The following is a 20,149-nucleotide window of genomic DNA, read 5'->3' on the forward strand; positions in this document are numbered from 1 at the left end:
AAGGAATCCTGCATGCCCAGAGCAACCTGGCTGGTCAGCGTGACCGCCGCCGCACTCATGCCCTTGTTGGCACAGGCGGCGGCCGAGCAACAGTTTCGCAGTGAAGAAGGCACCTTGACAGTCAGTACCCTGGCTGACGGCCTGCGCAACCCCTGGGCATTGGCATTTTTGCCGGGCGGCAAGGACATGCTGGTGACCGAGCGTGCCGGCAATTTGCGGCTGGTCAACGCCGAAGGCAAGGTTGGCCCGCCCATCAGCGGTGTGCCCAAGGTCTGGGCCGAGGGGCAGGGTGGCCTGCTGGATGTGGTGCTGTCGCCCGCATTCGACAACGACCGCACCGTGTACCTGTCCTTCGCCGAGGAGGGCAGTGACGGTAAGGCCGGCACCGCAGTCGGCCGTGGCCAGCTGTCCGAAGACCGGGCCCGGCTGGAAAACTTCACCGTGATCTTCCGCCAGCAGCCCAAGCTGTCGGTGGGTAACCACTTTGGCTCGCGGCTGGTGTTCGACCGCAACGGCTACCTGTTCATCGCCCTGGGCGAGAACAACCAGCGCCCCACGGCCCAGGACCTGGACAAGCTGCAAGGCAAGATCGTGCGCATCCTTCCCGATGGTGAAGTGCCCAAGGACAACCCCTTTGTAGGCAAGGACAACGTGCGACCGGAAATCTGGTCGTTCGGCCACCGCAACCAGCAAGGCGCCGCGCTCAACCCATGGACCGGCAAGCTGTGGACCCACGAGCACGGCCCGCGAGGTGGTGACGAAATCAACATCCCCGAGCCCGGCAAGAACTACGGCTGGCCGATTGCGACCCACGGCATCAACTACTCGCTGCTGCCGATCCCCGAGGCCAAGGGCAAGCATGTCGATGGCATGGTCGGCCCACACCATGTGTGGGAGAAGTCGCCTGGCATCAGCGGCATGGCGTTCTACGACAGCCCGACGTTCAAGGCTTGGGACCACAACCTGTTCATTGGTGCACTGGCAACGCAGGAGCTGATTCGCTTGCAGCTGGACGGCGACAAGGTGGTGCATGAAGAGCGCCTGCTCGTGGACCTGAAGGCCCGAATCCGCGATGTGCGGGTAGGGCCGGATGGGTACCTGTATGTGCTGACCGATGACAAGGACGGTGCATTGCTCAAGGTAGGCCTGGTCGACTGACGCGCTCCTACACGAATAGCATCTGCCGTGTAGAATTCGTTATGGCCATTGACCCCCAATCCCTGTACCAGAAAGCCTTGACTACTCAGGGCTACGTCGTCGACCCTGCCCAGGCCCGTGCCGTCGATGCCTTGCAAGCCTGTTTCCAGGCAGTCGAACACAGCCGCTCTACCCAGGGCATCTACCTTTGGGGCCCGGTTGGCCGTGGCAAGACCTGGTTGATGGACCAGTTTTACCGCTGCCTGCGCATCCCCAGCCGACGCCAGCACTTCCACCACTTCATGGCCTGGGTGCATCAGCGGCTGTTCCAGCTCAACGGCACTGCCGACCCATTGTTGGCGCTGGCCCGGGAGTTGGCCGGGCAGATCCGCGTGCTCTGCTTCGACGAACTGTTCGTCAACGACATCGGCGATGCGATCATCCTCGGCCGCTTGTTTCAGGTGCTGTTCGATCAGGGCGTAGTCATTGTCGCCACATCCAACCAGCCCCCTGAGCAGCTCTACCGCGACGGCTTCAACCGTGAGCGGTTCCTACCGGCCATCGGCGCGATCCAGCGGCACATGCAAGTATTGTCGGTGGCGGGTGAGCAGGACCATCGCCTGCACCCCGGCGCAGCGCGGCAACGCTATTGGGTGGCAGAAGCGGGACAGGTGAGCCAGCTGGGGGAGGTGTTTCGCCAGCTCAGCCCGGACGCTGCAGGCAGTGACCAGCCGTTGGCCATCGGGTCTAGACAGGTGCAGGTCGTGCGGCGCAGCGAGCAGGCTATCTGGTGCCGCTTCACCGACCTGTGCGAACAACCCCTGGCGGCCATGGAGTTCATGGCGCTTTGCGACCGTTTTCCGGCCATTCTGGTGTCGGGTATTCCGGCATTGGGCGGTGAGCAGCAAGCCGGTCGCATTGCCCGTGGCACCGAAGACGGCGCAGCGCGAGTGGTGGCGGGCGACCGTGAGTTGCCAGCACTGTCACCCAAGGACGATGCGGTACGCCGCTTCATCGCCTTGGTTGACGAATGCTACGACCGCCGGGTGGCGTTGTACCTGGAGGCAGAGGTGCCGCTTGAAAGGCTCTACACGCAGGGGTATCTGGCGTTCCCGTATCAGCGGACCTTGAGCCGGTTGCGGGAGATGCAACTCCAGCGGTTTGGCTGAAAGGTGCAGGGGCGCTAAGCGCCCCCGGTTTCATTTGCCCAGCCACTCCACCAGCGTGCGATTGAACCGCACGGGCTCTTCGATCTGTGGCGCATGCCCCATGCCTTCAAAGGTGATCAGTTCAGCTTTGGGAATCAGCTTGGCCACCTGTGGCCCCAGCACTTCATACTTGCCCAGCTTCGCCTTCACGTCTGGCGGCGCAATATCACTGCCGATGGCGGTGGTGTCCTTGTCGCCGATCAGTAGCAGCGTCGGCATCTGCAGGTCCTTGAACTCGTGGTACACCGGCTGGGTAAAGATCATGTCGTAGATCAACGCCGAGTTCCAAGCCACCGCTTCATGCCCCGGCCCTTTGTTCAGGCCCACCAGCATCTGCACCCAGCGTTCGTACTCCGGCTTCCAGCGCCCGGCGTAGTAAGTCTTGCGCTCATATTCGCGCACACCATTGGCATCCAGCTTGAGCTCGCGGGCATACCACTGGTCCACGGTGCGGTAGGGCACGCCGAGGGCTTTCCAGTCTTCCAGGCCAATCGGGTTGACCATGGCCAGGCGTTCCACCTGCTGCGGGTACATCAGCGCATAGCGTGTGGCGAGCATGCCGCCCGTGGAATGGCCGAGCACGATGGCCTGCTTCACGCCCAGTTGTTCAAGCAAGGAATGGGTATTGTGCGCCAGTTGCTGGAACGTGTACTGGTAATACGCCGGTTTGCTGGAGGTACAGAAACCGATCTGGTCGGGCGCGATCACACGGTAGCCGGCCTTGCTCAGGGCGTCGATGGTGGTTTCCCAGGTGGCGGCGCAGAAGTTCTTGCCGTGCATCAGCACTACGCTGTGGCCGTTGGCCTGGCCTTGCGCGGGGACGTCCATATAGCCCATCCGCAGGGCCTGGCCCTGGGACTTGAAGTCAAAATGCTTGAGCGGGTGTGGGTAGCTGAAGCCTTCGAGCTGAGGGCCGTAGGTGGGTGACTCGGCGGCGATGGCCGGGCTGCCGACAAGGCAGGCCAGGGCCAGGGCGGTTGCGCGCAGCATGGGGGCACTCCATGTAGGGCCATGTAGGAATAGGCGACTTTAGCAGCCAGGCGCATGTCGGGAACGTGAAAGGTGTTACCAGGCGTGAAACCAGCCCAGGGTGATCATTGCCAGCACCGCATAACGGCCAGCCTTGGCCAGGGTGACCAGCAGCAGAAAGCGCCAGAACGGCTCGCGCAAGATCCCGGCGATCAGCGTCAGCGGGTCACCGATCACTGGCATCCAGCTGAGCAGCAGCGACCACTGGCCCCAGCGCTGGTAGCGCTGCTGCGCACGCGTCAGCTGGGCTGCGCTGAACGGGAACCAGCGCTTGTCGCGCAGGTGCTCGATGGCCCGGCCCAACAGCCAGTTCACCACTGAACCCAGCACGTTGCCCAATGTGGCCACCAGCAGCAGGGTCGCCCAAGCCTCGGGCTGGCGCAGCAACAGGCCGACCAGCACGGCCTCCGATTGCAGCGGCAGCAGGGTGGCGGCGCCAAAGGCGCTGAGAAACAGCGCCCACAGGCTCAGCATCAGTAGGTGGCGACCACGGTGTCCTGGCCATCCTGGGTCACGCCGATAACCTGGTAGGCGTCCTTGTGGTCACCCATTTCCATGCCTGGCGAACCCATGGGCATGCCCGGTACGGCCAGGCCCTTGAGGTCATTGCGTTTGGCCAGCAGGCGCACCTGCTCGGCCGGTACGTGGCCTTCGACGAACTTGCCGTCGATCACCCCCGTGTGACAAGACGCCAGGCGTGGTGCCACGCCCAGGCGTTGCTTCACCGCGCTCATGTTCGGCTCGACGTGGTCATTGACGGTGAAACCGTTGTCACGCAGGTGGCTGATCCAGGCCTTGCAGCAGCCGCAGTTGGGGTCACGGTAGACATCGATGGTCTCGGCGGCCTGGGCCAGGCCGGTGATCGCCAGCAGCCCCACGGTCAGCAGGTGTTTGCGCAGCATGGTAAAGCACTCCTTCCAGCATTGGTTCAGCAGCATAGCGTAAGCGGCTGGCCACTGAGTTGCACGTTACAGTACTGTCAGCTTGCTGCCTCGTCGGCACCGAGGTCGCGCATCAGCAGGGCATGCTCGAGCGCGACCTGCTCCGGAATGGGCAGGTACACCACATGGCCATCGCCCGGCGCCACCTCGATGGCCTGCTGCTGGCTGTTGCACAGGCGGTGCAGGTCGAAGTGGTAGTTGCCGCGCGGGGTCATCAGCTCCAGGTGGTCACCCACGGCGAAGCGGTTCTTAACCTTGACCTCGGCCAGGCCATCGACACGCACGCCGGTCAGCTCGCCAACGAACTGCTGGCGCTCCGAGACCGAATTACCTCGCTGGTAGTTCTGGTACTCATCGTGTACGTGACGGCGCAGGAACCCTTCGGTGTAGCCTCGTTGCGCAAGGGACTCCAGGTTGCCCATCAAGGTGCGGTCGAACGGCCGCCCGGCCACGGCGTCGTCAATGGCCTGGCGATATGACTGCACCGCGCGGGCACAGTAGAAGTGCGACTTGGTGCGCCCTTCGATCTTCAGCGAATGCACGCCCATGGTGGCCAGGCGCTCGACGTGCTGGATGGCACGCAGGTCCTTGGCGTTCATGATGTAGGTGCCGTGTTCATCCTCGAAGGCTGGCATTTCAGTGCCGGGGCGGTTGCTTTCCTGCAGCAGGAACACCTGCTCGGTCGGGGCGCCCAGGCCAAGGGTGGGCTGCACTTCGCGCACGATGTCGCCGGTGGCGTTCTCGGTGGCCGGCGTGGCGTCGTACTTCCAGCGGCAGGCGTTGGTGCAGGTGCCCTGGTTGGCGTCACGCTTGTTGAGGTAGCCCGACAGCAGGCAACGGCCGGAGTAGGCCATGCACAGGGCGCCGTGGACGAACACCTCCAGCTCCATGCCCGGCACCTGCTGGCGAATTTCCTCGATTTCTTCGAGCGACAGCTCGCGTGAAAGGATGACCCGGCTCAAGCCCAGTTGCTGCCAGAACTGTACGCTGGCCCAGTTCACCGTATTGGCCTGCACCGACAGGTGAACCGGCATCTGCGGGAAGTGCTGGCGCACCAGCATGATCAGGCCGGGGTCGGACATGATCAGCGCATCCGGCGCCATGTCGATCACTGGCGCCAGGTCTTTGAGGAAGGTCTTGAGCTTGGCGTTGTGCGGAGCAATGTTGACCACCACGTAAAAGCGCTTGCCCAACGCATGCGCCTCCTGGATGCCCAGCGCGAGGTTGGCATGGTCGAACTCATTGTTACGCACCCGCAAGCTGTAGCGCGGCTGGCCTGCATAGACCGCGTCGGCACCGTAGGCAAAGGCATAGCGCATGGTCTTGAGGGTGCCGGCGGGGGCCAGCAGTTCGGGCTTGGCAGTCGGGTTCATGTGCGTACCGGGGCAAAAGGCGCGGATGCTAGGGCTGGCGCAAAAAACGCGTATTGATTTGCATCAAAGGAGTGGTGGCACTTTTACCCACGCGGCGCGCACTAATATCCCAGAAGCCATTCGAGGACCTGCGATGAACGAAGCTGCGCTACAGAACAAAGCCCTGGCCGTACTTTTGGCGCTGGTGACCATCGCCTTTTTCTGGATATTGCTGCCTTACTACGGTGCAATCTTCTGGGCGGTGATACTGGGCATTCTGTTTGCCCCGCTGCAGCGGCACCTGCTGATCCGCTTTGGGCGCAGGCGCAACCTGGCCGCTGCCACCACGATGCTGGTGTGCCTGCTGGTGGCGATCCTGCCAGTGATCATCACCAGTGCACTGTTGGTGCAGGAGGGGGCCACGCTGTACCAGCGTATCGAAAGCGGGCAACTGGACATCGCCGGTTACGTCGAGCGCGGCAAGGACATGCTCCCGGCGTTCGCCCAGCATGGCCTGGACAACATGGGTATGGGCAACCTCGACGCGTTGCGCGAAAAAATCACCAAGTGGGCAACCCAGGGTAGCCAGGTATTGGCCAGCCAGGCCTTCAGCTTCGGTCAGGGTACGTTCGAGTTCGTGATCAGCTTTGGCATCATGATGTACCTGCTGTTCTTCTTCCTGAGAGAAGGCGCCGAGGTGGCTCGTCGTGTGCGCCTGGCCGTGCCACTGCCCGAACCCCAGAAGCGCCGTTTGCAGCTGAAATTCAACCGGGTGGTGCGGGCGACGGTGAAAGGTAACGTGCTGGTGGCCATTACCCAAGGGGCGCTGGGCGGGTTCATCTTCTGGGTGCTGGATATCCCCAGTGCGTTGGTGTGGGCGGTGCTGATGGCGTTCCTGTCGCTGCTGCCGGCAGTGGGCGCTGGCATCGTCTGGGCGCCGGTGGCCGCGTATTTCCTGCTGACCGGGGCCATATTGCCGGGGGTGATCCTGACCGCGTTCGGGGTGCTGGTGATCGGCCTGGTGGACAACCTGCTGCGGCCGATCCTGGTGGGCAAGGACACGCGCATGCCGGACTATCTGATCCTGGTGTCGACGTTGGGTGGGCTGGCGGTCTTTGGGCTCAACGGTTTCGTAATCGGGCCATTGATCGCAGCACTGTTCGTGTCCAGCTGGGCAATCTTTGCCTCGACCAAGCCGCAAGTGCAGTTGCCGCAGTAGACCGTGCATGGGGGCCGCAAAGCGGCCCCACTTGCCGGCTCAGGAGGCCTGCGGCATCTCGCCCTTGGCCAGGCGCCGGTTGATGTCGGCGATCACTTCGGGCAGCTCGTTGATGGTGTCGATCAGGTAGTGCGGGCGGGAGCCTGCGAACAGCGTGTGAATGCGCGTGCGCTCGCTTTCCAGCTTCTCGGCGCTCAGTGCACGGTAGCCTTCCCAGGTCAGCCCCAGGGCATTGCCCGAACACACCAGGGCCACGGTCCACATGCCGGCGCGTCGGCCTTCGAGAATGCCCGGCACGGTGTCATCCACCTTCACGCAGGCCGCTACGTCGTCGATGCCAAGGGCAATCACGTTGGCCAAGGCCTGGGCTGGCCAGGGGCGACCGTTCGGGGTTTCATCGGTGGCTACCACATGGTCGGCCACGTAGCCATTCTGCGCGGCCAGCTCCACCACCTTGTCCATCACCACTTTCGGGTAACCTGAGCAGGAGCCGATCTTCAGGCCGTTCTGGCGCAGGCCGGTCAAGGTTTCCAGGGCGCCGGGGATCAGTGCCGAGTGCACGGCGATCTTCTCGATCTGCAGTGGCATGAAGCGGTTGTAGATGGCGGTGACATCATCGTCGGTGGGGGTGCGGCCGAACACCTTGCGGTAGCGCTCGGCAATTTCCGGTACGTCGCACAGGGTGCGGATGTGGTCCCATTTGCCCATGCCCATCGGGCCTCGGGCTTCCTCGATGGTCACTTGCACGTCGAATTCGGCGAACGCCTCGACGAAGATCTGGGTCGGCGCGAAGGAGCCAAAATCGACCACGGTGCCGGCCCAGTCGAGGATGGCGGCTTGCAGCTGGGTAGGGTTGCTGTAGTTCATGTGCGCTAATTCCTGAAGTCGGGTGGGCAAAGGGTCAGATGTCCAGCACTTCCATTTCCCGCAGCACTTGGGCCACGGCATTCACGGCGGCTTGCATGCCGTCGGCTCCGACCACGCCGATGCAACCGACGCGGAAGGTTTCGACCTGGGTCAGCTTGCCCGGGTAAAGGATGAAACCCTTGGCCTTGACCCGCTCGTAGAAGTCTTTGAACTGGTAGCGGGCATCGTTGGGTGCATGGAACGTGACAATGATCGGCGCCTGGATCTCGGCCGGCAGGAAGCTGCGCAGGCCGATGGCTGCCATGCCGTCGAGCAGGGTCTTGCAGTTGTCGGCGTAGCGCTGGTGGCGGGCCGGCAGGCCGCCTTCCTCATTGTATTGCTGCAGTGCTTCATGCAGGGCCGCGACCACGTGGGTGGGGGGTGTGAAGCGCCACTGGCCGGTCTTGGCCATGTAGGCGTGCTGGTCGTGAAGGTCCATGGCCAGCGAGTGGGCATTGCCTTCGGCGGCGGCCAGGGCTGCTTTTTCGGCGAAGACGAAGCCCATGCCGGGTACGCCTTCCAGGCACTTGCCGGAGGCGGCGATAAGTGCTTCGAAGGGGATTTCGCGGGCGTCGATTGGCAAGGCGCCGAACGAGCTCATGGCATCGATGATCAGGCGTTTACCGTGGCGCTTGACGACCTGGGCGATCTCGGGCAGCGGGTTGAGGATGCCTGTGCTGGTTTCGCAGTGGATCAATGCCACGTGGGTCACGGCCGGGTCGGCAGCCAGCAGGCGGTCGACATCAGCGGCGGTAGTTGGCTGGTCTTCGGCGGTTTCGAAGGTGTTGTACGTGCGGCCCAGCACTTTGCAGATTTTCGCCAGACGCTGGCCGTAAGCGCCGTTGATCAGCACCAGAACCTTGCCATCGCGTGGCACCAGGGTGCCGATGGCCGCTTCCACGGCAAAGGTGCCGCTGCCTTGCAGGGGCACGCAGTGGTGGCTGGCGCTGCCGTCGATGATCGCCAGCAGCTGCTCGCACACGCTGGCCGTCAGTTGGTTGAAATCGCGGTCCCAGGAGCCCCAGTCCACCAGCATGGCTTGGCGGGTGCGGATTGATGTGGTCAGGGGACCGGGGGTCAGCAGAATCGGGGGGGTGCTCATTCCGTTATTCCTCACAAGCGGTGGGCTGAAACGACGGGGCCTAGGTTGCAATTCACGCTGCCATCAATCAAATTGTTTGTTGTTATCTCAGCTATAAGTCAGGCCGATAGAAATGAACCTGTTCCAGCTCCGCGCCTTCGACGCCGTGGCCCGTGAGGGCAGCTTTACCCGTGCCGCCGAGCGGCTGTTCATCAGCCAGCCGGCCGTGACCGGGCACGTCAAGGCGCTGGAGGAGCACTACCAGATCACCCTGCTGCGGCGTACCGCTCGGCGGGTGGAGTTGACCGAAGAGGGCACTCGCCTGGCAGCCATCACCCGCGCCATGTTCGGCCTGGCCGAAGAGGCACAGGCCATGCTTGAAGCCAACCGGCAATTGCTGACCGGGCGCCTGGAGGTGGCGGCCGATGGCCCGCATCGGGTCATGCCCATGCTGGCGCAACTGCGCGAGCGCTACCCCGGCATCACGGTCAACTTGCGGCTGGGCAATGCCCAGGAAACGCTGGCTGCGCTGTTGTCCGAACACGCCGACGTGGCGGTGCTGACCGAGATCGAGCCGCGCAAGGGCCTGTACCTGCAGAACCTCTGCGAATCACGCCTGTGTGCGTTGTTGCCTGCGGGGCATGGCTGGGCCCACGACGACGGCGATTTGCCCCTGGCCGAACTGCACCAGCAGATCATGGTGCTGCGCGAACCCAGCTCCACCACGCGGCGTACCTTCGACAAAGCCTGCGTCAGGGCGGGCGTGCAGCCGCGTGTACTGCTGGAGCTGGACAGCCGTGAGGCGGTAACCGAGGCGGTGGCTTCGGAGCTGGGTATTGGTGTTGTTTCTTCCACAGAAGTGGCCAATGATCCGCGGGTGGTCGCACGGCCATTGTCTGGCGAGGGCCTGGTCAACCAACACCTGGTCGGTTGCCTGGAGCGCCGTCGCGAATTGCGCCTGATCCAGGCGTTCCTGGGTCTGGCGGTGGGGCTGTGATGGCTGTTTTCAGCAAGGCGGCCTAAGATGGCCGGCAACACGCCGACAGGACCGTCGATGAGCGACAAAGACACTATTTCCATGCAGCTGGTGCGCGAAGCGCTGTTGCAGACTTGCCCCGCCGGTGAGCCCGATAGCAGCTTGCTGGCCCGGGCGGGCATCGCCGTTGAACACTTGCACTTGCCTGAGGCGCGTGTCAGTGCCGAGTCCTATGCCCGGTTGTGGCGCCTGCTGGCACGTCGCTGCAATGACGAGTTCTTCGCTATGGACCCGCGCGGCCTGCCCAGCGGCAGCCTGGCCTTCATGTGCCGTGCCAGCATGGGCCAGCCGACCTTGGGTGCGGGCCTGGAAACCTCGCTGGCATTCCTTTCGCTGATGCTCCAGGACATGCAGCCCAGCCTGGTGCGCCAGGAAGGTTTGGCCGAGATTGTCATCAATGAGCCGCGTGACGAACCGCGCCGCGCGTTCACCTATTTCACGTTCTGGATGATCGTGCATGGGGTGGCGTGCTGGCTGGCCGGGCGGCGTATCCCGATTCTGAGCATTGACCTGCGTTGTGCCGAGCCACCCTTTTGTGACGACTATCGGGTGATGTTTTCGGAAAACCTGCATTTTGAGCGCCCGCGCACACGCATGATCGTTGCCTCGGCGTGCCTTGACCTGCCACTGAAGCGCAACGAGGAGGAACTGCAGCGATTTCTTGCCGAAGCGCCGGGCAACATCCTGGTCAAGTACCGGGACCCGGCCAGCCTCGGGCGACGTATCCGTACCGATTTGCTGCGCCTGGCCCCTGAACATTGGCCAGATGCTGACAGCCTGGCACGGCAGCTGTGCCTGTCGCCTTCGACCCTGCGCCGGCGCCTGGCCGAAGAGGGGCAGAACTACCAGGGGTTGAAGGACAGCGTACGCCGCGAGTTGGCGATCGCCTGGTTAAGCCGGGAAGAGCTAGCCATGGGCGAGCTTGCCGAGCAGTTGGGGTTTGCCGACAACAGTTCGTTCTACAAGGCGTTTCGCAAATGGTTTGGCTGTAACCCTGGGCATTATCGGGCATTGATTCAGGCGCGCGGGGCTGGGCACTGAGGGACCAACGCTTCCGGCTGTGGCGCGGTAAACGGTAAGGGCAAGGTGGCAGGTCGAATCATGCCTGAGGATCCTGACCATGCCCCAACCGACGATTCACCCGAAACTGCTGCACCCGGCCAACGACTTTATCGCCGAGCAGTTGCCCACCTGGCTGAGGGGTGCCGGACCAAAACCACTGGCGTTGCTGCGGGCCTGCATGACAGCACATTTGCAGAGCCAGAAACGCATGGCGGCGGCCTCGCAGCAGCTGCAACCGCTTGAGCGGTTTGCCGCTCTGCACTTCGAGCAGGCGATGAAGTCGCAACTGAAGCTGGAAATGGATCTGACCAACGTCAACTGGCGTGAAGAGCGACGGCGTTTGAAGGTCAGCCAAGGCCAGCTTCAGGCGTTCGAGGCCTATTTCGTGACCGTTCCGGCCTTGCAGAAGCTGTTGCAGAACTTCAAGGAAGGTGAGTCGTTCTTTACCGATACGGCGCTGATCGATGCAACCGCTGCGCCTGGCGAGCCAGTGCGTGTCATCACGCAGCGCATCGACGATGTGGTGCAGCTGTGCCGTAGCGCAGATGTCGGTCAGGCCTATCAAGACCATCTTGATCAGGTATTGACGGCAAGTTTCAAGCGCCAGCTGGCCATCGACAAGCGCCTTGAACTCGCGGTTGCAATCGAGATTGCGGCCGTCAAAGGGCAACTTGCAGGTAGTGACCTGCGAATGCTGCGTGAAGTCGGGCAAGGCAAGCGTCCAGAGCTGTTTTCGGACCATGAGCTCAACATGAGTACGCTGCAGATCCTGGGGCACCGGGTGGATGGCGCCATTGCGTTCCAGCTGGTGGGAACACCAAGCGGGTTCCCCGGTCTGGTCTTCAACCCCAGACGTCTGCTGAGCGTGCTGCTTTATCTGCCAGACGACCCCGTTCAGCCGCTGCGCCGTTACGATGACTGGCGTTCGGCTAACCGAGGCCTGGTGGCTGCCATGGGCAATGCCCGGTTCCGCCAGGCGATTGGACGTCGGATTGCACTTGGCGGGCAGGCGGATTATCAGCAGACGCTGGGCAAGCGCCTGCTGGATGACCAACCGGACCTGGAACCCTGCTCCGTTGCTGCAGGAAACGAAGCGTTCATCGACTTGGCCGTCGGGCATGTTCAGCGCATCAAGGATGATGCGGCTTTCCTGGCCGTGCCGACGGCGCAGGCGAACGCCAGGGCTGCGGCAGAACGATTGCGAAAGCTGGAGACTGCGGGGCTGGTACTGCTGAACCTGGTCGGATTTTTCGTGCCGGCCGTTGGCGCACTGCTCTTGGCTGATCTGGCCCGGCAGGTGCTGGGTGAAGTATTCGAAGGTGCGCGTGACTGGGCTCAGGGGCACCAGCACGAAGCACTGGAGCACCTGCTTCAGGTGGCCACTACAGTGGCTGCCGGCGCTGCGGTCGCCACGGGCGTGCAGATAGCGCGAAGTACGTTTGTCGAGCAGTTGGAGCCGGTCCTCACCGAGGCGGGCAAGCAACGTCTATGGCATTACGACCTACGTCCTTACCAGGCACACGCGACCGTGCCGAGCTTGGCTGAACTGGATAACGGGCTGCTCAGCGATGGCCAGGCCCATTGGTGGCGGCGCGAGGGTGTGCTGTACCGGGTGCGCCGCGATACGGCGGGCACCTGGCGATTATTGCACCGTGGGGGCGCGAGCGTGTTTGGCCCTTCTCTGGAGAGTAACGGTGAGCGTGCCTGGCGGCTCAGTTACGAGCGGCCGCTGGAGTGGCAGGGCAGTGAGCGACTACTCATGCGTCTATGGCCTGGCGCAGCTGAATTGAGCCCGGAGCGCATCTCCCAAATCCTCACCGTTGCGGATGTCAATGAGGCGCATTTGCGCGGTTTGCTGGTAGAGGGTCGGCGCCTGCCGGTAGGGCTGCGCGATACCTTGGAGCGGTTTGCCGTTGATGAGAGGATCGAGGTGTTCTTTGCCGAACTTGGAGGGCAGGACCACGATGCTGAAGCCTTGCAGTGGTGTATCGACCGATTAGGGCTGCAAGGGCTGCAATCGCCAAAACAGATAAAGGCAATTCGGGCGTCTGCGCAAACCCTGCGGGCCCCGATGCTGGAGCATTTTGCAAAAGCCTACCTGGTTGATGATCCGCTGTTGGCCACGCTGAAGGGCAGTTTCGCGGGGCTGCCTGACGCCTATGCGCTGGATTTGCTCAAAAACGCCAGTGTTGAGCTACGCCAACGCATGGTGAGTGAGTCTCGCGTGCCGATGGCGTTGGCCGAGCAGGCGCGTGCGCTGCTGCAGCAGGCTCGCCTTACACGGGTACGCGAGGCTCTGTTCTTGCGTAATGGATACAACGCCGACTGGGTGGCCTTGGTATTCGCCTTGCTGCGTCGCCGGGGTTTGGCGCCTGGACGCATCAACCTGATATTGCGCGAGGGGTCAGCCTTTGGCCCCGTACTGGAAAAACTGTTCCCTGAGCAAGGCGGGGCAGAGCAGGGTACGGTGATGGTGTGGCGTGACGGCAGCTTTGATCTCTACGACGAGATGGGCCAGGAAAACGAGATAGAGGTGGCGCAGCCCCACGGGCTATTCGAAGTGCTGGCCGCCTGCCTGCCGTCCACTTTCCTGCAGCGTGAAGGGTGGGCTGGTGAAGGCGCCGCAGCGCGCATCCGTGTGTCGATGCAAGGCTGGCTACCGCCTGATCGCCTTGAGTTGATCCGTTTGCTAGGGTGGCGTGAAGCCAGGCCCGTTGCTTCTACCTTGCACCGTTTACCCGATGGGCGGGTTGGCTATTTGCTCAGCGGCCGGGGCACTTCGCCAGCGACTCAAAGGCAGGTGCTGCTGCGTCGGATTCGTAGCCTGTACCCTTCGTTCGATGACGATGCCGTCGAACGCTTCTTGCAGATGCTCTTGAGGAGCACGCACTCGGCTTACGCCAATCTGCTGTATCAGGAGCAACAGTATCGCAGGCTTGATGAGAGCCTTGTTCGCTGGACCGATGCTGTATCCGAGCCTCAGCGTGGGCAGCGGCAGCTGGTAGCAAGTGCGTTTCGCCACGCGTGGCGCCTGGAGGGTGATCGGGTTCATTTTCCCGATGATGCGCAAAGTGGATTGAGACTTGGTGTTCTCAATGTGCCGGCCGGCGGCTTGCCTGTCCTACCAGTAGGTACTGACTTTGGCCACATCACGGACCTTGTGCTGGTGGGGTTGCGGCTACACGCTTTGCCGACAGGCTTTCTGAACTTTTTCCCTGGCTTGCGGCGCCTGGACCTGAGCAGAAATGCCTTGCCTGCGATTCCGCAAGGGCTCGAAATGTTGCCCCGGTTGCGCTATTTGCACCTGGCCAGCAACCGGATTCGGATGACGGCGCCGCATGCGGGGGCCTTGGCGCAGCTCGTCAACCTGCGCACGTTGGACCTGAGTGGCAACCCGTTGGGTGCGATCAGCTTGCGTTTCAACCAAACTTCCCGGTTGCGCGAGCTGCATCTGTATCGCACGGGTCTGCAGGTGGTGCCGGATGGCCTTGAATGGTGTGGCCTGCTTGAGCATGCCGACCTGCGAAACAACCAGATTTCCAGTTTGCCCCAGGCATTGATCGATGCTCCGCTGGCGCTGCGCCAGCGGCTGCTTGTAGAGGGTAACGCGCTGTCGGTGGCCGATCGCGAGCGCTTGTACGCGGTACAGCCGGGACCGGGCCACTTGCAAGGGGAGGAGGCGGACATTCTGCATGCCAGGACGGCCTGGCTGGCGACACTGGATGAGCATGGTCAGTTAAACAGGTCTGGGCAGTGGGACGCGTTGAGGCAGGAATCAGGCAGCACGCAGTTCTTCCTGCTACTGGCTGAGCTGATTGACAGCGCCGATTTTCGGCTCGCGCGTGAAGACATTTCGCGAAGAGTGTGGGGGATGGTGGAGTCTGCCTCGCAAAATACCCGGATCCGTGAAGAGCTTTTTGACCGCGCGGCGGACCCGCGTACATGCGTTGATAGTGTGGCGCGTTGTTTCAGCCAGCTCGAAGTCCGCATGAGAGTGCTGCAAGTGACATTCGGGGGCGACCCGATTGCCACGCGTGATGCCCGCTTGTTATTGGCTCAGCGCATGTTTCGGCTTGATGAGGTGGAACGTATCGCCCGTGCCGACTGCCTTGACCGGTTGGCCGAAGGGCACGCTGTGGATGAGGTCGAGGTCAGCCTGGCGTATCGCACGGGGTTGGCGAGCCGCCTGAACCTGATAGGGCAACCGCGGACCCTGCAGTTTCGTGCCATTGCCGGGGTTACGCAGGCCCACCTCGATCAGGCGTATGCGACCGTGCTGGCTGCCGAAACGGGTGTAGAGCGGGTTCGCTACATCAGTCAGCGAGACTTCTGGGCGCCGTACCTGCGTGCCAGGTATCCCGAGGCGTATGCGCGGATCTCCGACGATTTCGACACGCGGATCAATACCCTGGATCAGGAGAAGGAAATCCTTGGCAGTGGTGAGTATGTGCAACGCTGTGAGCAGCTGAAGCGGGAAACGGAACTGGCGTTCGATGCGCTTGCCTTGCAGCTTACCGAGCAGGAACTGAACATGCCGTTGCAGGGCCGCCCGCGCCAAGGCGTTTGATCTGCCCGCACCCGTTCCCTCTGCATCCTGGTCGGGCACTTGAGCAACATGGTTGGCTTCGTCCAATAGCTGGGGAACCAACCATGATCGCCAACGCGACTGGCCACGATCAATTCATGGCAGCCAGATTACCTGAGTGGCTCAAACGCGCTTCAAAGGGCCAGATCAATACCTTGCGTACTAGCCTGAACGCGCATCATGCCAGTCAAGCGCGCTTGCGTGGGCTCACGCTCGAGCTACTGCCGCTCCAGCCGTTTGCCGAGAAGCACCTGATGACACTGCTGGATGCACCGTTGCCTGACGGGCAGGCCTTTGCCCAGCTCGAATGGCTGAGGGTTGCTCCGCGCTTCGGCACACTGTCAGGCACATTGCAGCAGACGTATGCGTACAGCCAGACACGTGAAAACGGGTTGCTGCGGCTGATGCGCAACTTCGCTGCGAATACAAGTTACTACACAGGTACCGGGCTGGTTTTGCCAGGCAGCGATAAGCCGTTGAACGCATCGCTGGACGCATTGATAGCGGCTTGTCGCGATCTGGACGTTGGCCAGAAATATCAGGACGAGCTGGAAAGGATCTTTCATCCGGCTACTCAAGCGATGCTGGCTGCAGACAAACGTTCGGGGTTGAAACTGGCCACCGAAATTGCAGCTTTGCAGGGAAACATAAGCGCCGATGTACAGATCGCCTTGCGTGAGGTGGTGGACCACGGTGAGCCACACCGACAGCAAGGATTGACGGGTGACCCTATGCTGCTGAAGGCGCTAGGGCAACCTGTGGCCGACGGGTTGCTGATTCACCTGCGTGACAAGGCAGGGAATGAACGGGGTATCGTCCTTTACCTGGCGAGTGATCCTCGGCAAGCGCTGCGTTTCTTCGACGATGCAACCGCCATGAACAGCATGCTGGCATCGCTGTTGAAGGAGCCATCGTACTGGCAGTACTTCACGCAGCTGATCAGCATCGAGCACCGTGCAGCTTTCGTCAGCACCCTTGGCATGCGCCTGAAGGACGCACTACCGGACCTGGCGCTTGAAGGCACGGCACCGGGCGGGGGGATTTTCACGGAACTGGCGACCCGGCAAGTGCACAGGGTCAAGAATGATGCCCGCTTGTTGCTGGTACCAACCGCCGACGCTGATAGCCAGGCCATAAGCGCCAGACACGCGCAATGGAAGGCTGCGGGTCTGGACCTGATAAACCTCGCCGGATTGTTCATTCCCGTCGTGGGCGCCTTGTTGTTGGGTCAGTTGGTTGCCCAGACCTGCTCGGAAGTGTTCGAAGGGATAAGGGACTGGTCGAGCGGGCACCAACATGAAGCGTTGGAGCATTTGCTAGGGGTGGCCGAGACCTTGGCGGCCACGGCTGCGACAGTGGCGGCGGTCAGTTTTGTGCGCAGTGCGTTTGTCGCGCGCCTGGAGCCGGTAAGCCTTGGGAATGGGCGCGGTCGGCTATGGCATTTCGATCCCACGAATTATCGCTCCATGCCGGGTTCTATCGGTCTGCTGGAAGAGGGACGGTATGGTGAGGATGAACGTCGCTGGGTCCGCATTGACGGGCGCTATCATGAAGTGCATCAGCCGATCGCTGGCGGCCCCTATCGCTTGCGTCATGCCGCGGGTGAGGGTGGCTACGGGCCGGTGGTGTTGCACAACGGTGAGCGTGGCTGGCGCCTGATGCGCGAGCAACCGCTTGGCTGGCAGGATCCTGCACACATGCTGGATGCTTTGTGGCCACAGCATCCCGCTGTCGATGCGCATCAGGCCGAGCAGATACTGCGGGTCGCCGATATGGATGAAGATGAGTTGCGCGGGGTGCTGGTGGAGAACCGACCGGCCCCCGTGAACCTCGGGCAAAGCTTGCGCGCCTTCCAGGCACATGCGCGTATTCAGACATTTTTCGAGCGCGCTCGGCTGAAGGCATTGATGCCATCCGACAGTGAGCTGTTGACCTGGAGTGAAGGCCGGCCAGACGTTGGGGAGGGGCTGGAGCAGTTACTGGCGCACGAGGCCGAGTTGCGCCCGCAGCTGTTTGCCCACCTGACAGAGCAGCCGCTTGTGCAAGGTCCCTTGAGCCTGTTGGTCAAACGGGACTTCCCTGGCCTGCCGGCCGCCTACATAAACGAGCTGGCCGGCCAGGCAGGTGAGCTTGAGCACGAAATGGCGCGGGTCGAGCAGCGCTTGCCCTTGTCTTGCACGAAGCACGCCCGTTCGCTCCTGCGCCTGGCGCGGTTGAACCGGGGGCTGGCCGGATTGTATCTGAGCACAGCCTATAGCGATGTCACAGGCGCGCTGGCCCTTGCGTTGCTGGATACCTTCGAGCTTGAGCAGCTCGACATCGACTTGCGTGAAAGCGCGTTTGATGGACGGTCTGTCAAGCACCTCGGTAGCGGCGGGCAGAGCGAGGCGGAAAGGGTACTGGTCCGCCATGAAGGCAGGTTTCAGATCTACAACGGGTTGGGTGAGCAACAAGCGGTTCCGCCCGGCGAGCCGGGCTGTATCTTCGAGGCACTCGTTGCCGCCCTCACGTCTGAACAGCGCGCGGCGATGCAGTTGATGGGCAGTGGTTTGGCCGGCCAACTGCGTACGCAGCTTCTGGAGCGGTTACCCGGTACCCATTGGGGGATTGCACGCATGCTCGGCTGGCCGGAGCAGGGTGCGTGGTTCAACCCAGGGCACCGCCTGGAGGACGGGCGCGTGGGTTACACGCTCAGTGGCCGCTCTTCAGCTGCGCCCCGCGATGAGCGGGCAATCGTTCGTAACCAGCTACGATCGCTTTATCCTGGCTTGGATGAGGCCGCGCTTGACGTGGAGCTGGCGCGTTTGCAGGAAAGCGCGCAGCCCGTGCTGGAGCGCCTCGTGGCGCTGCAGGATGACCATGATCAGCTGATGCAGCACCTGAACCGCTGGGTCAGTGCCGAGCTGCAGGAGGGGCGGCAAGCCGCACGCAGGTTGACGGCCGACAGCATATTGCGCGCCTGGCGACTGCAGGGCGAGCCTGTCTCGACCGGTCAAGAGCAAACACAGGAGCAGCGCTTGTCGCTGAGCGGTTTGCATTTGCGTACGCTGCCGGCACTGCCACCACAAATCGACTTCCATCGCATTACCCTGCTCAGCGTGAACGACACTTTGGTCACTGACATTCCGGTCGATTTCCTTCGTCCTTTCACGGCCTTGACGCACCTGAATCTCAACAACAACGGTTTGATGCGCATGCCGACGGTGCTTGCGTACCTCCCAGGTATTCAAACGCTCAGATTGGCGCGTAACCAGATACGGCTTGACGCCCAGGCAATCGGTATTCTGCATGGGATGCCAAACCTTACGCATCTTGACCTCAGCTACAACCGGCTGGAAGCGCTGGACATGAGCTTCCATCATCTCTCCCGACTGAGAAGCCTGAACCTGCGCCATTGCCGTCTCGACGCCTGGCCGCGACGCCTGGAGCTGTGTGGCCTGCTTGAGTGTGCTGACCTGCGCGACAACCAATTGCGTGAGGTGCCGGCGGAAATCCAGCAGATGCCGCATGCGGTTCGGCGTGCCATTCTGATAGAGCGCAACCCCTTGTCGCCCATGCAACTCCGTAGATTTTACGCGCTCGATGTGATCGAGGAGCATCGGCACTCGCCTGAGCAGTCATGGACATTTGACCTCACCCGGACTCGCACGCTTTTGGCCGAGCATGAGGATGCGGCGGTTCGGGCGACGCGAGAGGCCGTGTGGCAGCGTTTGCTGGCGCAAGCGAATAGCAGTGGGTTCTTCAGGTTGTTGGCTCGCCTGGAAATGACGGCTGACTACACGGGCGCTGGCGAAGGACGGGTTGCGCTGGTTGACGGAGTATGGACATTGCTGGCCGCACTGGACAACGACCCCGTGCTCTGCCGGCGAATTTTCGAATGGGCTGACGCGCCGCTGTCGTGTTCGGATGCTGTCGCCAGCCGGTTCAGTGAATTGCAGGTACAGGTCAGGCAGGCGCAGGCTGAAGCGAACGCGGTCAATCCTGAAAGCAGCAACCAGCTGCTGGAACTGGGCCGGCAACTGTTCCGGCTGGATCAGGTGGAAGGAATTGCCCGCCAGGATTACCGGCAGCGTCTGGCCGCGGGTGAGTCCGTTGATGAATTGGCATTGGGACTTGCCTACAGGGTCCGACTTCGCAGCCGTTTGCAGCTGCCTGGTCAGCCGTACGCCATGCGCTATCCCGATGCTGTCACGCTTGCACAGGCCCGGATAGAGGATGCATTTCGGCGGGTTAACCACGCGCAGACCATCGAGAACTTGACCGATAGCCTGAGTCAGCGGGCGTTCTGGAACCGTTACCTGCGCCAGCAGCATGGCCGCATGTTTGATGCCATCCGTGCAGACTACTCGCAGCGCATGCTTCGGCTGCAGGCTCAGCGGCCTGCGTTGTCGGCGATGGCCCTTGATCAGCAGCAAACTCGACTACGGGAGCAACAGGGCGTCGATATCGAGCGCCTGGTCGCGGCGCTCACCCAGTCTTACCTGCGCGCCGCAGAGCGCGGGCAGGGGTAACGAGAGGCGGCCAAACCGGTCATCCAGATTGACAGCTTTGGCCATTGCCGCCGCGCTTGAGCGGCGCGAACATCGTTGGACC

Annotated in this window: 13 protein-coding genes; 7 read left to right on the forward strand and 6 right to left on the reverse strand. The window is 62.3% G+C overall.

The features are described from left to right. Nucleotides 1-12 precede the first annotated feature (12 nt). Both PM2_RS23660 and zapE read left to right on the forward strand, forming a co-directional pair. Nucleotides 13-1,158, forward strand: a complete 1,146-nt coding sequence (locus PM2_RS23660) for a PQQ-dependent sugar dehydrogenase (RefSeq protein WP_016714965.1) — start codon at nt 13-15, stop codon at nt 1,156-1,158. 41 nt (nt 1,159-1,199) lie between these two features. After that, a complete protein-coding gene (gene zapE / locus PM2_RS23665) occupies nt 1,200-2,306 on the forward strand; it encodes a cell division protein ZapE (protein ID WP_016714966.1) in 1,107 nt (368 codons plus the stop codon). A 30-nt stretch (nt 2,307-2,336) separates the two neighbouring features. Here zapE and PM2_RS23670 read toward each other — a convergent pair whose 3' ends face one another. The 4 genes from PM2_RS23670 to trhP all read right to left on the reverse strand — a co-directional run bounded on the left by PM2_RS23670 (nt 2,337) and on the right by trhP (nt 5,688). After that, on the reverse strand, nt 2,337-3,335 hold the full coding sequence (locus tag PM2_RS23670; RefSeq protein ID WP_028699780.1) for an alpha/beta fold hydrolase: 999 nt from the start codon (nt 3,333-3,335) through the stop codon (nt 2,337-2,339). Nucleotides 3,336-3,410: 75 nt separating this feature from the next. Then, nucleotides 3,411-3,848: a YqaA family protein gene (locus PM2_RS23675; RefSeq protein ID WP_016714968.1), complete on the reverse strand. Its 438-nt coding sequence runs from the start codon at nt 3,846-3,848 to the stop codon at nt 3,411-3,413. Beyond that, nucleotides 3,848-4,276, reverse strand: a complete 429-nt coding sequence (locus PM2_RS23680; RefSeq protein ID WP_016714969.1) for a DUF411 domain-containing protein — start codon at nt 4,274-4,276, stop codon at nt 3,848-3,850. The genes PM2_RS23675 and PM2_RS23680 overlap by 1 nt, the downstream gene beginning before the upstream one ends. 77 nt (nt 4,277-4,353) lie before the next feature. Further along, nucleotides 4,354-5,688 (reverse strand): prephenate-dependent tRNA uridine(34) hydroxylase TrhP, encoded by a 1,335-nt coding sequence (gene trhP / locus PM2_RS23685; RefSeq protein WP_016714970.1) that lies wholly within the window; start codon nt 5,686-5,688, stop codon nt 4,354-4,356. A gap of 133 nt (nt 5,689-5,821) precedes the next feature. Here trhP and PM2_RS23690 point away from each other — a divergent pair, with 133 nt between their 5' ends. Beyond that, entirely contained in the window at nt 5,822-6,886 is a 1,065-nt protein-coding gene (locus PM2_RS23690) for an AI-2E family transporter (RefSeq protein WP_016714971.1), read from the forward strand. A gap of 39 nt (nt 6,887-6,925) precedes the next feature. Here the strand turns inward: PM2_RS23690 and phnX are convergent, their stop codons facing one another. Continuing rightward, nucleotides 6,926-7,753 carry a phosphonoacetaldehyde hydrolase gene (gene phnX / locus PM2_RS23695; protein WP_016714972.1) on the reverse strand — a complete coding sequence of 276 codons (828 nt, stop codon included), beginning with the start codon at nt 7,751-7,753 and terminating at the stop codon, nt 6,926-6,928. 34 nt (nt 7,754-7,787) lie between these two features. Beyond that, complete coding sequence (locus tag PM2_RS23700; protein WP_016714973.1) at nt 7,788-8,894, reverse strand: 2-aminoethylphosphonate--pyruvate transaminase; 1,107 nt, start codon at nt 8,892-8,894, stop codon at nt 7,788-7,790. Nucleotides 8,895-9,006: 112 nt separating this feature from the next. On the opposite strand from PM2_RS23700, the gene PM2_RS23705 reads away from it, so the two are divergent. From PM2_RS23705 to PM2_RS23720, 4 genes are all read left to right on the forward strand, one after another. Next, entirely contained in the window at nt 9,007-9,870 is an 864-nt protein-coding gene (locus PM2_RS23705) for a LysR substrate-binding domain-containing protein (RefSeq protein WP_016714974.1), read from the forward strand. Between the two features lie 57 nt (nt 9,871-9,927). Further along, nucleotides 9,928-10,950 carry an AraC family transcriptional regulator gene (locus tag PM2_RS23710; RefSeq protein ID WP_016714975.1) on the forward strand — a complete coding sequence of 341 codons (1,023 nt, stop codon included), beginning with the start codon at nt 9,928-9,930 and terminating at the stop codon, nt 10,948-10,950. Between the two features lie 79 nt (nt 10,951-11,029). Continuing rightward, nucleotides 11,030-15,538, forward strand: coding sequence for an NEL-type E3 ubiquitin ligase domain-containing protein (locus PM2_RS23715; RefSeq protein ID WP_028699781.1), 4,509 nt, complete (start codon nt 11,030-11,032; stop codon nt 15,536-15,538). An 83-nt stretch (nt 15,539-15,621) separates the two neighbouring features. Then, nucleotides 15,622-20,067: an NEL-type E3 ubiquitin ligase domain-containing protein gene (locus tag PM2_RS23720; RefSeq protein WP_016714977.1), complete on the forward strand. Its 4,446-nt coding sequence runs from the start codon at nt 15,622-15,624 to the stop codon at nt 20,065-20,067. The last annotated feature ends 82 nt before the right edge of the window (nt 20,068-20,149 follow it).

The organism is Pseudomonas monteilii NBRC 103158 = DSM 14164 (assembly GCF_000730605.1).
Taxonomy (GTDB): Bacteria; Pseudomonadota; Gammaproteobacteria; order Pseudomonadales; family Pseudomonadaceae; genus Aquipseudomonas; species Aquipseudomonas monteilii.

Excerpts from the sequence above, each read along its gene's own strand:
- PM2_RS23660 (WP_016714965.1), top strand. The coding sequence starts at position 13 with ATGCCCAGAGCAACCTGGCTGGTCAGCGTGACCGCCGCCGCACTCATG.
- zapE (WP_016714966.1), top strand. The coding sequence starts at position 1,200 with ATGGCCATTGACCCCCAATCCCTGTACCAGAAAGCCTTGACTACTCAG.
- PM2_RS23670 (WP_028699780.1), bottom strand. The coding sequence starts at position 3,335 with ATGCTGCGCGCAACCGCCCTGGCCCTGGCCTGCCTTGTCGGCAGCCCG.
- PM2_RS23675 (WP_016714968.1), bottom strand. The coding sequence starts at position 3,848 with ATGCTGAGCCTGTGGGCGCTGTTTCTCAGCGCCTTTGGCGCCGCCACC.
- PM2_RS23680 (WP_016714969.1), bottom strand. The coding sequence starts at position 4,276 with ATGCTGCGCAAACACCTGCTGACCGTGGGGCTGCTGGCGATCACCGGC.
- trhP (WP_016714970.1), bottom strand. The coding sequence starts at position 5,688 with ATGAACCCGACTGCCAAGCCCGAACTGCTGGCCCCCGCCGGCACCCTC.
- PM2_RS23690 (WP_016714971.1), top strand. The coding sequence starts at position 5,822 with ATGAACGAAGCTGCGCTACAGAACAAAGCCCTGGCCGTACTTTTGGCG.
- phnX (WP_016714972.1), bottom strand. The coding sequence starts at position 7,753 with ATGAACTACAGCAACCCTACCCAGCTGCAAGCCGCCATCCTCGACTGG.
- PM2_RS23700 (WP_016714973.1), bottom strand. The coding sequence starts at position 8,894 with ATGAGCACCCCCCCGATTCTGCTGACCCCCGGTCCCCTGACCACATCA.
- PM2_RS23705 (WP_016714974.1), top strand. The coding sequence starts at position 9,007 with ATGAACCTGTTCCAGCTCCGCGCCTTCGACGCCGTGGCCCGTGAGGGC.
- PM2_RS23710 (WP_016714975.1), top strand. The coding sequence starts at position 9,928 with ATGAGCGACAAAGACACTATTTCCATGCAGCTGGTGCGCGAAGCGCTG.
- PM2_RS23715 (WP_028699781.1), top strand. The coding sequence starts at position 11,030 with ATGCCCCAACCGACGATTCACCCGAAACTGCTGCACCCGGCCAACGAC.
- PM2_RS23720 (WP_016714977.1), top strand. The coding sequence starts at position 15,622 with ATGATCGCCAACGCGACTGGCCACGATCAATTCATGGCAGCCAGATTA.